Source organism: Xanthomonas euvesicatoria, assembly GCF_013112235.1.
GTDB classification, from domain to species: domain Bacteria; phylum Pseudomonadota; class Gammaproteobacteria; order Xanthomonadales; family Xanthomonadaceae; genus Xanthomonas; species Xanthomonas euvesicatoria.
On sequence record NZ_JABFFS010000001.1, the window covers coordinates 4,412,202 to 4,425,608 of the forward strand.

The following is a 13,407-nucleotide window of genomic DNA, read 5'->3' on the forward strand; positions in this document are numbered from 1 at the left end:
CCGCATGTTGCTGCCCATTCCCGATGTGCTCAATCACGCGCAGCTCAGCCAGCTGCGCGCACAGCTGGACGCGGCCGACTGGGCAGACGGCCGCATCACCGCCGGCCACCAGTCGGCACAGGCCAAGGACAACGCACAGTTGCCCGAAGACAGCGCCGTTGCACGCGAGGCCGGCGCGCTGGTGCTGGAGGCACTGGCGCGCAGCAGCACGTTCTTTTCCGCAGTGCTGCCGCGCAGGATCTATCCGCCGCTGTTCAATCGCTACAGCGGCGGGCAGTCGTTCGGCTATCACGTCGACAATGCGATCCGCTACGACCGCAGTCGCGGCGGCGCAGATCCCGTGCGCACCGATGTCTCCGCTACCTTGTTTCTCAGCGACCCGGACAGCTACGACGGCGGCGAGTTGGTCATCGAAGACACCTACGGCACGCAGTCGGTCAAGCTGCCGGCCGGACATCTGGTGATCTATCCGGGCACGAGTCTGCACAGGGTCATGCCGGTCACGCGTGGCGCGCGCGTGGCTTGCTTTTTCTGGACTCAAAGCATGCTGCGTGACGCTGCGCAGCGCCGCCTGTTGTTCGAACTGGATGTCTCGATCCGCCGCCTCACCCAGGACACGCCCGGGCATCCCTCATTGATCCAGCTCACTGGCGTGTATCACAACCTGTTGCGGCAATGGGCCGATGTCTGAGCCGGCGCTGGACATCACGCAGCTGAGCGCGTTGCTGCGCACGCAGCCGGAACAGGCACGTGCGCTCTTGCACAAAGCCGCTGCGAACCATGACGTAAGTGCACAAGTGCTGCTCGCGCAGATGTACGCCGAAGGACGCGGCATTGCCGCAGATCCGGCTGCAGCGATGCTGTGGTACGAAGTGGCCGCCAACGCAGGGTGTGCGGAGGCGATGAACCAGCTGGGCCGCTGCCATGAGCTCGGGTTCGGCACGGCCAGCAACGATGTGCTGGCCGTGCTGTGGTATCGCCACGCCGCCGAACAGGGCCTGGTCTGGGGCATGTACAACCTGGCGCACATGTACGCCTCCGGGCGCGGCGTAGCGCAGGACCACACGCAGGCATTGGCGCTGTACCGCCGCGCGGCCGAAGCCGGTCATGCCAAGTCGATGAACTTCCTGGCGCGCTATCTCGACCAGGGCCTGGCCTGCGCTGCAGATCCCCTGGCCGCATGTGTGTGGTACCGGCGCTCTGCCGAAGCGGGCGATTTCCGCGGTCAGGCCGGCTACGCCACCCTGCTCGCCGACAGCGGCGAGTTCGATGACGCAGAACAGTGGATGCGCCGCGCCATCGCAGGTGGCCACGCCGGTTTTCTGCAACAGCTCGCCCCGCTGCTGGCCGGCGCGCGCCATCCGCGCCTGCGCGCCTTGCTGCACGAGGTGGCTGCACGGCAGCGGCAGTTGCAGCCTCGCGTTTCTGACGTTATGGCCTGAGCGCAGCATGTCCACCTCAGACCACGCTCACCTCGCCAGCGCGCAGCAACGTCGCGGTTTCTGGCTGCGCATGCTGCATCAGTGGCACTGGATCAGCTCGGCGTTGTGCCTGATCGGCATGCTGCTGTTTACGGTCACCGGGCTGACCTTGAATCACGCCGCGCGCATCGAAGCCAGCCCATCGGCCGAGCAACGCACGCTGACGCTGCCGCCTGCTCTGCTGCACACGCTGGGCAAGCGGCAGGACGGCAATGCACCGCTGCCACCCCGTGTGGCGCAATGGTTGGGGCGCCAGCTCGACATCAGCATCGGCGCGCGCAACGCAGAATGGTCGGCCGACGAGGTGTATGTCGCACTGCCCCGTCCAGGCGGCGATGCGTGGCTGAGCCTGGACCGTACGACGGGTGCAATCGAATACGAGCGCACATCGCGTGGCTGGGTGGCCTATCTCAACGATCTGCATAAAGACCGCAACGCCGGGCCGGCCTGGGGCTGGTTTATCGATGTCTTTGCGATCGCCTGCCTGGTGTTCTGCATCACCGGCCTGTTTCTTCTTCACTTGCATGCACGGCAGCGGCACATGACCTGGCCGCTGGTCGGCCTGGGCCTGCTGATTCCGCTGTTGCTTGCACTGCTGTTGGTCCACTGAATCCTTCTACCGGAGACGATCATGCGCGCCACATTGACCATCGCCTTAAGCGGCCTGCTCGCCATGCCGGCATATGCGGCCACGCTCGACATCAACGTCGAAATCCCTAAGCTCAACGTCGCCGAATACCACCGCCCGTATGTCGCGATCTGGCTGGAAGGCGCAGACCAGAAGGTCGCCGCCAATCTGGCGGTCTGGTATCAATCCAGGGACACCGCCGAAGGCCACGGCACCAAATGGCTGCCGGATCTGCGCCAGTGGTGGCGCAAGAGCGGCCGCACCCTGAGCGTGCCGGTCGACGGCGTCACCGGCCCCACCCGGCCGGCCGGCGCGCATGCGCTGTCGTTTTCCGACACCAAGGGCGCATTGAAGTCGCTGCCGGCTGGGCAATACACGCTGGTGGTGGAAGCCGCACGCGAAGTTGGCGGCCGCGAGCTGGTCAAGGTGCCTTTCACCTGGCCGGCGACCTCCGCGCAGACAGCCAAAGCCAGCGGCAGCAGCGAGCTCGGTGCGATCAGCCTGGTTGCAAAGCCCTGAACGCTGCGCTGGCGTTGGCGGTGCTCTCCAGCACGTCACTGTTTCCGCAGGTCACACCTGCCGCATGGCGGCAATGCGTGTTGCTTCACACCCGGCGCTTTCCATGCATGCAGACAGCGTTGCAGTCTCGCGCTGATCCCACATGCGTCCCATCGTTGTCATCGTCTTTCAAGGAGTCGTCATGAAACGCTCGCTCGTCCTGATTAGCCTGCTTGCCAGCCTGCCACTCAGCGCACTTGCTCATAAGGCCTGGTTGCTGCCGTCGCAGACCGTCATCGCTGGCGATGCGCCGTGGATCACCGTGGATGCTGCAGTGTCCAACGATCTGTTCTACTTCAACCACGTGCCGCTGCGACTGGATAACCTGAGCATCACCGCCCCCGATGGCAGTGCGCTCACGCCGGAGAACCCGGCGACCGGCAAGTACCGCAGCGTGTTCGACCTGCAGCTCACCCAGCCCGGCACCTACAAGCTGAGCATCGTCAACGCCGGCCTGTTCGCCAGCTGGAAGGAAGACGGCAAGCCCAAGCGTTGGCGTGGCGACGAGACCCGCTTCGCCACCGAGGTGCCGAAAAATGCCAAGGATTTACAGGTCTCGCAGTCCTTCAATCGGGTGGAAACCTTCGTCACCCGCGGTGCGCCGACCACCACGGTCTTCAAGCCCGCCGGCAAGGGCATCGAGTTGATTCCGGTGACCCATCCCAACGATCTGGTTGCCGGCGAACCCGCGCAGTTCACCCTGCAGCTGGACGGCAAACCGGCCGCCGGGCTGGAGATCGACATCATGCGCGGCGGCACCCGTTACCGGAATGCGCAAAACGAGATCAAGCTCAAGACCGATGCCAAGGGTGGCTTCAGCGTGACCTGGCCGGAAGCCGGCATGTATTGGCTGGAAACCACCAGCGAAGACACAACGACCTCGCTGCCGCAGGCCAAGCAACGTCGCCTGGGCTATGTCGCCACGCTGGAAGTGCTGCCGCAGTAATCTGCCGGCACGCGGCAGGAGCGCACGCAACGTGCATCCTGCCGCCCCATCTTCATAAGACCCGTCCATGCCCGCATCGTCTTCCGCCGACCACGCCATTGCCACGCTCGGCGGCCGCAGCATGGGCACCACCTGGAGCGTGAAGCTGGTGGCGCCGCGCGGACGCGATCTGCACCCCTTGCATGCGTGCATCCAGGCCGCGCTGGATCGCGTGGTCGCGCAGATGAGTACCTGGGAGGTCGATTCGGATATCAGCCGTTACAACCGCGCACCGGCGGGCAGCTGGCATCACCTGCCCGACGAATTCCACGCAGTGCTGAGCGCAGCATTGGAGATCGCACAGGCCAGCGAGGGTGCCTTCGACCCCACCGTCGGTCCGATGGTCGAGCTATGGGGCTTCGGCGCCGCCGGCGCGCGCCGGCGTGTGCCGGAAGCGCAGGCGATCGCATTGGCGAGCCTGCGTTGCGGCTGGCAACGCCTGCAGCTGGATGGCAAGCGTGTGCTGCAGCCAGGCGCAGTGGCACTGGATCTGTCCGGCATCGCCAAGGGCTTCGGTGTGGACTGTGTGCATCGCGCATTGCTGCAGTCGGGTATCGACAGTGCATTGATCGAGGTCGGCGGCGAATTGTTCGGCTACGGACGCAAGCCCGATACCAGCGTGTGGCGCGTGCTGGTCGAATCCGCCCCCGACGAAGACGCCGGCAGCGCACTACCACCACGCGTGCTGGCGCTGGACGGCCTGGCGGTCGCCACCTCCGGCGATCGCTGGCACCGCTTCGATGCCGACGGCACACGCTATACGCACACCTTCGACCCACGCACCGGCGCGCCCGTTCCGCATGCCCCTGCGGCGGTCACCGTACTCGCGCCCGATGCGATGCAGGCCGATGCCTGGGCCACCGCGATGACCGTGCTTGGCGTCGATGCCGGTCTTGCCCATGCACGCAAGGCGGAACTGGCCGTGCGATTCCTGGCACGCAAAGACGGCATCCTGCTCGAATCCATGAGCCCGGCATTCGAACGCCACCTGTCCGCGTCATGAGCAGCGCCACCTCACGCGTGTGGCTGGGCAACGGGCTGGTTCTGCTGGCGCTTGCGGTCATCGTCGGCTGGCTGGCCGGCCTGCATGAGGGCGCATGGTGGAGCCCACCCACGCCGCATCGTTGGCAACTGGCCACACTCGGCCTGGCGCTGTATCTGGGCCTGTGTGCGGTCGTGCTGCTGCGTGCCCGCAAGCGCGTCGGCGCACAACGCGCAGACGCCAGCGGCGTGTTGATCGTCTGGGCAAGCCAGACCGGATTTGCGCGTGAGCTGGCGCAACGCAGCGTTGCCGCGCTGCAATCGGCTGGCGTCGGCGCGCATGCGCTGCCGATCGAAGCCGTCGATAGCGATCAACTCGCACGCGTGCCGCGGCTGCTGTGCATCGTCAGCACCACCGGCGAAGGCGATGCGCCCGACCATGCGCAGGCCGCCGAGCGCGCCTGGCGTGCCGACCTCGCGCAGGATCTGACGGCGGTGCAGTACGCAGTGCTGGCGCTTGGCGACCGTGGTTACGCGCACTACTGCGCGTTCGGCCGACGCCTCGACGATCGCCTGCAGGCGCGCGGCGCCACTCGCCTGTTCGAACGCATCGAGGTCGATAACGCTGACCCGAACGCCCTGCAGCACTGGCAACGCCGTCTGGCGGAACTGGCGCCCGCAATGGCAACGCAACCCGACTGGAGCCTGCCCACCTACACCACCTGGCAGCTACGCGAACGTGTCCACGTCAATCCCGGCAGTGCGGGTGCGCCGATTTACCGACTGCGCCTGACGCCATGCGATGGCGCGTTGCCGCAGTGGAGCGCAGGCGATATCGCGGAGATCGCACCGCGTCACACCCCGGATGCGGTCGAGTCCTGGCTGCGGCGTAACCACTACGATGGCGCGCAGCAGATCGACGGCCGCCCCCTGCGCGACTGGCTCGGCGGCGCGCAACTTCCCGTCGATACCGATGCCGCTCTCGGTACCGATGTGGATGCCGGTGCCAGCCTCAGAGCTAGTGCTAGTGCTAGTGCTAGTGCTAGTGCTAGTGCTAGTGCTATGGCTGGCGCCGATGCCGATGCCGATGCCGATGCCGATGCCGAAGTCAGAATCGACCCAACTACGGATACAGGTAAAGGCACTGATACAGCTACGGGAACAGCCACAGGCACAACTTCACCACTGGACGCAGATGCGTTTGTGCGCAGTTTGGTCACCCTGCCCCATCGCGACTATTCGCTTGCCTCCATCCCCGAGGAAGGCCATGCCGAACTGCTGGTGCGCGAGCATCGGCACGCCGACGGCAGCCTGGGGCTGGGTAGCGGCTGGCTCTGCGTCCATGCACAGATAGGCGCGCCCATCGCGCTGCGCTTGCGCAGCAACCCCGGCTTCCACCCGCCCGCACCCGACCAGCCGATGCTGCTGATCGGCAACGGCACCGGCATCGCCGGTCTGCGCGCGCATCTACGTGCACGCATCGCAGCCGGCGCGCGGCGCAACTGGCTGCTGTTCGGCGAACGCAATGCCGCGCACGACGCGCTGTATGCCGACGAGTTGCAGCAGTGGCACCAGGACGGCTGGATCGAACGCCTGGAGCTTGTCTACTCGCGCGATCAACCGCAGCCACCGCATTACGTCCAACACGCACTGGCCGCAGCCGCCGACCGCCTGCGTCATTGGATCGATCAAGATGCCTGTATCTACGTCTGCGGCAGCCTGCGCGGCATGGCACCCGAACTCGACCGCACGTTGGATTGCATCCTCGGAGCCGATGTCAGCCAGGAACTGCTGGGCAGCGGGCGCTATCGCCGCGACGTGTACTGAACCACCGCACGCGGCACCGCCAAAAGCGATCAACAAAGCGATTACGCAGATACCCGCAGCGCGTCTGCTGCTGAAATCCGCAACATCCCTGCTTGCGGTGGCTGCGCGCTAGACGCACCGGCTGATCCAGGACCGCGCTCCGGCTTCCCCATTCTCTCTCGATCACCGCATTACGCTGCCAGATCGACCAGATTGCTCGTTGTCGCGCTGCCGCCAATGCTGCGGTACTGCCCCACGGCCATCTGCATCAACGCTGCATAGGCCTGCTGTGTGCCGTCGCTGCTGGATGCATCGGCCGATGACGGCGGTCGCGGCGGCGGATCGCGTGGCTGCATCGCTTCCTGCAGTTCCTGCAGACTCAGCGCCCCGCTCTTGTCGCTGTCGAGCAGGTCCAGCAGCTGCGTGCTCGACGCACTGTCGCCATTGACCAGCGTGCTCAATTCACCGCTGCTGACACTGTCGTCGCCATCGCTGTCCAGGCCGGCAAACAACGACTGCACATCCTGTCCTTGCTCACCCGGCGGTGGCGGAGGCGGCGGCAAGGCCTGCGCCAGTTCGCTCTCGCTGACGGTGCCGCCACCATCCTGATCGAGCATGCTCAGCAGCCCGTCGATGTCGATCTTGCTGTCGTCATTGCTATTGGACGACAGCGCGGTCGACAGCTCGGACGCGGTCAGGCTGCCATCGCTGTCACTATCGATGGATTTGAACAACTGCGTCAGCGGATTGGTTTTTTCCGCCTGTGCGGCGGATGCGGCGTTGCCGGTGGTCGCACTGCGGCTTGCATAGGACGTGTAGGCGGCGTAGCCGGCTCCGACCGAGCTGATGGTACTCATTGGTTTCCCCCTGGAATTGCCGGAACCACTCGCGGCGCCTGCACTGTTCCCTAGCCAGGTGGCACAGCGATGCCGTCGCTTGTCTGCGTTGACACGAATGCATCCGGGCGCGTGCCAAGAGCGCGCCCTGCTCGCAGATACGTGAAGAAGGCCCTAGACCGGGCTTACCCGGATCGCCAACAGTTCGCCGCCACCGTCGAGTACGTAACGGGTGCGCGTCGCTGCACTCAACCACGCGGTATCGCCAGCCGCCAACGGCGGCAAACCGCTGTCGCGCCCGAAACTGGCCTGGCCGGCAAGCAGATGAATCGCCCAGGCGCTACCTGGGTCGGCAAAGAACAACATGGTGCCGACCAGAGGACGATGCAGCAGCTCGGTCTGCAGCACATCGCGCCGCCACATCAGGTTGAAATCCTGGGTAGGTCCGTCCAGCAGCACTGCCTCAACCGCCTCTTCGCCGGCAAATCGCACGCGTTGATAGGGCGGTACTAAGTCCACCCATCGCCTGCTGCCCGAAGCGTTTGCAGCAAGGCGCTCACCAGCGCTCAAAGATCCATCGACAGCAGCATGCTCGCCAACACTCTCTGCGCCACTCGCGTCTAAACCAACACCCTTCCAGGCACCCGCAGCGGTTTCGGTTTCGGTTTCGGTTTCGGCTCCGGCATTCTCGGCGCTGACGGTCACACGAGCGCTGGCAATCTCACTAGCACCGGTATGGATATGGGTTTCGGCTTTGGGTTTGGCTTTGGTTGCGGCTTGGACATCAGTATCGCCACCGCCGAACGTCAAACGCATGCCATGACCCCGAAGCAGCACCAACTCACGATCGATGCCCGGGAATGCCGAGAACGCGGCATCCTGCTCGATTTCGGCAATCGACAGCCGCAATGCCCATTGCGCTGTATCGCCCACACGCAGGATCTCCCGCGTCCAACCCAACTGATTGCGCCACCGCTCACGGCGGTACTCATTGGCCGGAATCACCCGGCTGCTCAGGTCTGTCAGCTGCATCGGCGCATTGTGCCTCAAGCTCACGCCCCGAGATCAGGCTGTATCTTGCCGCTTCGTCTGTCTTTATCGGCAAGACGCATAGCCAGTGACCTGAACATCAAGCGGCGGGCTGACGCCACGACCCATCGCAAGGCGGGCTCTACCAATACTTGGTACGCATGAGTCACTCGAACACCTGGAGGCTTTGAAGCAGTCACTCAGCCTGAAGACTGCCCACCATGTTTTGCTGTTCACTTCATCACACCTTGGCGATGCGCGATCCCAAGATCTTCACAGGCCAAAACGAAAAACGCCCGGCTGCACATCCAAGTGCAACACCGGGCGATTCCACGTCCTTGTCGGCTTCCAGCCATCCCCCAGACATCCTGTCCAGTTAGGTTGCGGCCACGCATCCTCGCGTCGAACCGTATCTCGGATCCCTTCCCCTTAACGCCGTCCCACCGGTTTCACCGCCGCCCCCTTGGCAGCCTTCTTGGCTGGAGCCATCGTGGCTCCAACTTCGATCAGGTCGCGATTCCGTTCGACCGTCTTGAGTCCGATGCCCTTGACCAGTGCCAGTTCCTCGGCACTTTTGAAGGGACCGTTTGCCTGACGGTGCTCGACGATTGCCTCGGCTTTTGATCGCCCGACATTCATCAGCACCTTGTCCAATTCCTCAGCAGACGCGGTGTTGATATCGACCTTGTCGAGCGCATACGCATTCGAGGACAACAACAACGCCAGTAGCAGGGACTTCAGGACTACGGTAAATGACTTCATTGCAACGCTCCTTGTGGCTTGGGTGATGGTCCTAGCCAGCATTCCTGCCGGCGGAGCCAGTGTCCCGCGCCACATGCAGCAATCCTATCGCCAACGAACTTTTCACACAGCCGGTGAACTGCGCGCCGCCTTGTAGGGAAATACCTACCCCCCGAGGCGGGCGTAGAATGTGCGGCTACGTCACGCATTCGGAGCCTCCATGGACAGCGCCAAGATCGACCAATTCCTCAGCGACACCTGGGACCGCGAGATCGTCCCGCAACTGGTCGATTACATCCGTATTCCCAACAAGTCGCCGATGTTCGATGCCGATTGGGTGGCCCACGGCTACATGGAGCAGGCGGTCGTGTTGATGGAGACCTGGGCGCGTGCGCAGGCCATCGACGGCATGCAAGTCGAGGTGGTGCGCCTGGAAGGCCGCACACCATTGATCTTCATCGAGATTCCGGCCACCGGCCCCGAATCGGGCGAGGACACCGTGCTGCTGTACGGTCATCTGGATAAGCAGCCGGAGATGACCGGCTGGGACCCGGACCTGGGCCCCTGGGAGCCGGTGTTGCGCGACGACAAGTTGTACGGGCGTGGTGGCGCCGACGACGGCTATGCCATCTTCGGGTCGCTGGCCGCGATTCTGGCACTGCGCAACCAGGGCCTGCCGCATGCGCGCTGCGTGGTGTTGATCGAGGCCTGCGAGGAATCGGGCAGCTACGATCTGCCGGCCTATGTGGACCATCTGGCCGAGCGCATCGGCAAGCCGTCGCTGGTGGTGTGCCTGGACTCGGGCTGCGGCAATTACGAACAGCTGTGGTGCACGACTTCGTTGCGCGGGCTGACCGGCGGCAACCTGATGGTCAAGGTGCTGGAAGAAGGCGTGCACTCGGGCGATGCGTCGGGCGTGGTGCCGTCCAGCTTCCGCCTGCTGCGCCAGCTTCTGTCCCGCATCGAAGACGAAACCACCGGCCGCATCCTGCTCGATGGCCTGCATGTGGAGGTGCCCGCCGAGCGGCTGACCCAAGCGAAGGCCGCCGCTGCCACATTGGATACCGCGATTTTCGACAAGTTCCCGATGGTCGATGGCTTGGTGCCGATGCACGAGGACCTCACCGAATTGGTGTTGAACCGCACCTGGCGCCCGGCCCTGTCGATTACCGGTGTGGATGGCATGCCGCCGCTGGCGTCGGCCGGCAACGTGCTGCGTCCGCAGACCGCGGTGAAACTGTCGCTGCGACTGCCGCCAACGGCTGACGGCAAGGCCTGCGGCGAGTTGCTCAAGGCCGCACTACTGCGCGACCCGCCCAATGGCGCGCAGGTGACGCTCGAGCTGGAAAAGGCCTCGTCCGGCTGGAATGCACCGGCGATGGCACCATGGCTGGAGAAGGCGATCGACGACGCCAGCCAGGCTTTTTTCGACAAGCCGGCGATGTACATGGGCGAAGGCGGCTCGATCCCGTTCATGGGCATGCTTGGCGAGAAGTTTCCCGGCGCGCAGTTCATGATCACCGGCGTGCTCGGCCCGCATTCCAATGCGCATGGCCCCAACGAGTTCCTGCACATCCCGATGGGCAAGCGCGTGACTGCCTGCGTCTCGCAGGTGATTGCCGACCATCACGCCGCCTGCCTGCGCGGCGAAACCAGCGGCTCGCCGGTGGCGGCCGATAGCGGCACCCGTCATGGTGGGCATGGTTGCTGTTGAGTTGTGGCTTCATCGATGCGTGCGGTTGGCGCGCATCGATTTCATGAAAGGTGGGGCTGCGCTTTAAGTGGGGATGAGCGGGTGCGCCGTGGTCGTCGGGCTGACCCGCTTTGGCGCTCAGGCTTGCTGGCGCAACCTGGCCGCCGGGCTCCACGTACTGCCTGGACCGCATCCTTACCCGATTCCCTCTGCCGCTGGCAGAGGGGAGATCGGTTGCTCTTCTTCGGGACGTGCCTGGCGCGCATTGCCCAGCGCAGAACTGGCGTTCTTTGCACACCCAAGTCGGCAAGGGTTCCCGCAGGGGTTTGTTTATCGAAAGACGGCTTCTTTCTGAAGGAAGACAACTTCCCGGGAGTCACTGCCCGAACCATGAGCGCTTGGTAGCAGGAGCCGATGACCATGTCATGCTGAAGGCAGTGCATCGGCCCGCGCGCTCCAATGCTCGCTGCGTGAGGCAGCGACATCCGAAATGCTAGTCTGCCGATCCCGTCCACCTTCGGTGCTGCGATGAATCATCTGTTTGGTAGCGACAGCTGGCTCTACATTCTGCTGGTCGGTTTTGTGGTTGGGCTGCTGGCGCGTTTCATTACGCCGGGTACCCAACGTCTGGGCTGCCTGCTGACGATCGTGCTGGGCATTGCCGGTGCCGTGGTCGCCAGCTGGTTTGGCCGCTACATGGGGTGGTACCGCGCGGGCGAGCCGGCCGGTTTCCTTGGCGCGCTGCTCGGCGCGATTGCCATCCTGGCGTTGTTGCGGTTGTTCAGTGGCAGCAAGCGCTGAGCGTTTCAACGCGTTTCTGCTGCGTCTATCCATCACTCCACTACGCCTTCTCTCTTCATGACGTCACTTCATCCGGATCCTGCGCGCGATGCGCTTCGCCTGCATTGGGCACAACAAGCGCTCGACGATCCACACGCCTCGCTGCAGCGCGCATCGGTCGATGCGGGGTTTCGCAGCTACTGGCGCACGCGCGGGCGTGGCGTGGATCGCATCTTGATGGATGCGCCGCCACAGCTGGAAAACGTGGCGCCCTGGCTGCGCATGCATGCACTTCTGGGCGCCCATGGGGTACGCGTGCCTCAGGTGCTTGCGCAGGATCTGGAAACGGGCTTTTTACTGCTAGAGGATCTGGGCGTTCCGACGCTGGCACAGGTGCTCACCGACGCCAACGCCGACGACTTGCTGGATGGCGCGATTGCCCAGCTGCTGCTGCTGCAAAGAATTCCCCCACCTGCCGATAGTGGCGTGTTTGGCGAGGCGCTGCTCCAACGCGATGCCGGCTTGTTCGAAGAGTGGTTTTTAGGCCGCCACCTGGGCGTGCAGCTGGACTGCGCCCATGCCGAGCAGTTGCAATTGGTGCAGCGCCGTCTGATGGACAACGCGCTGGCCCAGCCGCGCGTGTTCACCCACCGCGATTTCATGCCGCGCAATCTGATGCCGGTGCCCGATGGCCCGGCGGTGCTGGACTTCCAGGATTGCGTGATCGGCCCGATTGCCTACGACCCGATCAGCCTGTTCAAGGACACTTCGGTGAGCTGGCCGATCGCTCGCGTAGACAGCTGGCTGCAGCACTATCACGCACGTGCCGCAGCGGCTGGATTACCGGTGCCGCCGTCGGCGCAGTTCCTGCGCGATGCGGACTGGATGGGCGTGCAGCGCCACCTGAAAAACCTGGGGATTTTCTCGCGCCTGAGTCATCGCGATGGCAAGCATTGGTATCTGGACAATGTGCCGCGTTTCATGGCGTAGCTGGACGAAGTACTGCCGCGCTACGCCGAGCTTGCGCCGTTAATCGGCCTGCTTGACGAGGTGATCAAGCCCGCGCTGGCTGCGCGTGCCCAGCAGGCCACGGCATGAAGGCGCTGATCTTTGCGGCAGGATTCGGCGAGCGCATGCGCCCGCTGACAGAGCACACGCCCAAGCCACTGCTGTCCGTCGGTGGTGCGCCGTTGATCGTGTGGCATCTGCGCAAGTTGGCGGCGCTGGGCGTGAACGAGGCGGTGATCAATACCTCGTGGCTGGCCGAGCAGTTTCCGCAGCTGTTGGGAGATGGCAGCGCGTACGGTCTACGGCTGACCTATTCCTACGAAGGGACCACGCCGCTGGAAACCGGCGGCGGCATGTTGCATGCGCTGCCGCTGTTAGGCGATGCGCCCTTTTTGCTGATCAACGGCGACATCTGGACGGACTTCGATTTTTCCCGTCTGCCGCAGGCACCCGCAGGACTTGCACAGCTGGTACTGGTCGACCGCCCCAGCTACGCAGCGCGCGCCGACTTCGCGCTGGATGCGGATGGCAAGGTGCGCGCAGATCTGCCCGCGACGCTCACCTATTCCGGCATTGGCATGTATCGACCAGCGCTGCTGCGCGATTGGCAATCGGTCATTGGCCAGTTGCCGGAACAGACTGGTACTGCGCCGCGCTTTGCGCTGGCGCCGATCCTGCGCGCAAAGATGGCGGAGGGCCTGATCGATGGCATCCACCACCCCGGACGCTGGACCGATGTCGGCACGCCGCAGCGGCTGGCCGCGCTGCAGGGGGAACTGGCGGGACCCGAGAAAAGCTGACGCGCCAGGGCGTGGGCATTACCTGCCGCCGATCCACCGCAGCGTATCCAACACACGGCACAACTGCACCGCGACCCGCTT

General features: G+C 64.4%; 13 protein-coding genes and 1 pseudogene. 11 read left to right on the plus strand and 3 right to left on the minus strand.

Annotated elements, in window-relative coordinates; all coding sequences use genetic code 11:
* Positions 1 to 4 precede the first annotated feature (4 nt).
* The 7 genes from HLH45_RS18965 (at position 5) to HLH45_RS18995 (ending at position 6,460) form a co-directional block, all read left to right on the plus strand.
* Positions 5 to 691 (plus strand): Fe2+-dependent dioxygenase, encoded by a 687-nt coding sequence (locus HLH45_RS18965; protein ID WP_008571846.1) that lies wholly within the window; start codon positions 5 to 7, stop codon positions 689 to 691.
* Entirely contained in the window at positions 684 to 1,442 is a 759-nt protein-coding gene (locus HLH45_RS18970; RefSeq protein WP_008571847.1) for a tetratricopeptide repeat protein, read from the plus strand. Before HLH45_RS18965 ends, HLH45_RS18970 begins: the two co-directional genes overlap by 8 nt.
* A gap of 7 nt (positions 1,443 to 1,449) precedes the next feature.
* Complete coding sequence (locus tag HLH45_RS18975) at positions 1,450 to 2,091, plus strand: PepSY-associated TM helix domain-containing protein (protein WP_008571848.1); 642 nt, start codon at positions 1,450 to 1,452, stop codon at positions 2,089 to 2,091.
* A gap of 21 nt (positions 2,092 to 2,112) precedes the next feature.
* Complete coding sequence (locus HLH45_RS18980) at positions 2,113 to 2,628, plus strand: DUF2271 domain-containing protein (RefSeq protein WP_008571849.1); 516 nt, start codon at positions 2,113 to 2,115, stop codon at positions 2,626 to 2,628.
* 181 nt (positions 2,629 to 2,809) lie between these two features.
* A complete protein-coding gene (locus tag HLH45_RS18985; protein ID WP_033478564.1) occupies positions 2,810 to 3,613 on the plus strand; it encodes a DUF4198 domain-containing protein in 804 nt (267 codons plus the stop codon).
* A gap of 67 nt (positions 3,614 to 3,680) precedes the next feature.
* On the plus strand, positions 3,681 to 4,655 hold the full coding sequence (locus tag HLH45_RS18990) for an FAD:protein FMN transferase (protein WP_005913324.1): 975 nt from the start codon (positions 3,681 to 3,683) through the stop codon (positions 4,653 to 4,655).
* On the plus strand, positions 4,652 to 6,460 hold the full coding sequence (locus HLH45_RS18995; protein WP_033478663.1) for a flavodoxin domain-containing protein: 1,809 nt from the start codon (positions 4,652 to 4,654) through the stop codon (positions 6,458 to 6,460). Before HLH45_RS18990 ends, HLH45_RS18995 begins: the two co-directional genes overlap by 4 nt.
* A 170-nt stretch (positions 6,461 to 6,630) precedes the next feature.
* Here HLH45_RS18995 and xopAW read toward each other — a convergent pair whose 3' ends face one another.
* The 3 genes from xopAW to HLH45_RS19010 form a co-directional block, all read right to left on the minus strand.
* Entirely contained in the window at positions 6,631 to 7,296 is a 666-nt protein-coding gene (gene xopAW / locus HLH45_RS19000; protein ID WP_008572619.1) for an EF-hand domain-containing protein, read from the minus strand.
* Between the two features lie 153 nt (positions 7,297 to 7,449).
* On the minus strand, positions 7,450 to 8,307 hold the full coding sequence (locus HLH45_RS19005) for a HutD/Ves family protein (RefSeq protein ID WP_008572621.1): 858 nt from the start codon (positions 8,305 to 8,307) through the stop codon (positions 7,450 to 7,452).
* A 426-nt stretch (positions 8,308 to 8,733) separates the two neighbouring features.
* Entirely contained in the window at positions 8,734 to 9,108 is a 375-nt protein-coding gene (locus HLH45_RS19010) for a ComEA family DNA-binding protein (protein ID WP_008572623.1), read from the minus strand.
* Positions 9,109 to 9,265: 157 nt separating this feature from the next.
* On the opposite strand from HLH45_RS19010, the gene HLH45_RS19015 reads away from it, so the two are divergent.
* From HLH45_RS19015 to murU, 4 genes and pseudogenes are all read left to right on the plus strand, one after another.
* On the plus strand, positions 9,266 to 10,759 hold the full coding sequence (locus tag HLH45_RS19015; protein WP_008572625.1) for a M20 family metallopeptidase: 1,494 nt from the start codon (positions 9,266 to 9,268) through the stop codon (positions 10,757 to 10,759).
* 507 nt (positions 10,760 to 11,266) lie between these two features.
* On the plus strand, positions 11,267 to 11,539 hold the full coding sequence (locus HLH45_RS19020) for a GlsB/YeaQ/YmgE family stress response membrane protein (protein ID WP_005913344.1): 273 nt from the start codon (positions 11,267 to 11,269) through the stop codon (positions 11,537 to 11,539).
* Positions 11,540 to 11,596: 57 nt separating this feature from the next.
* Positions 11,597 to 12,616 (plus strand): annotated as a pseudogene (locus tag HLH45_RS19025) (aminoglycoside phosphotransferase family protein).
* A complete protein-coding gene (gene murU / locus HLH45_RS19030) occupies positions 12,613 to 13,326 on the plus strand; it encodes an N-acetylmuramate alpha-1-phosphate uridylyltransferase MurU (RefSeq protein WP_008572633.1) in 714 nt (237 codons plus the stop codon). Before HLH45_RS19025 ends, murU begins: the two are co-directional and overlap by 4 nt.
* Positions 13,327 to 13,407: the final 81 nt, after the last annotated feature.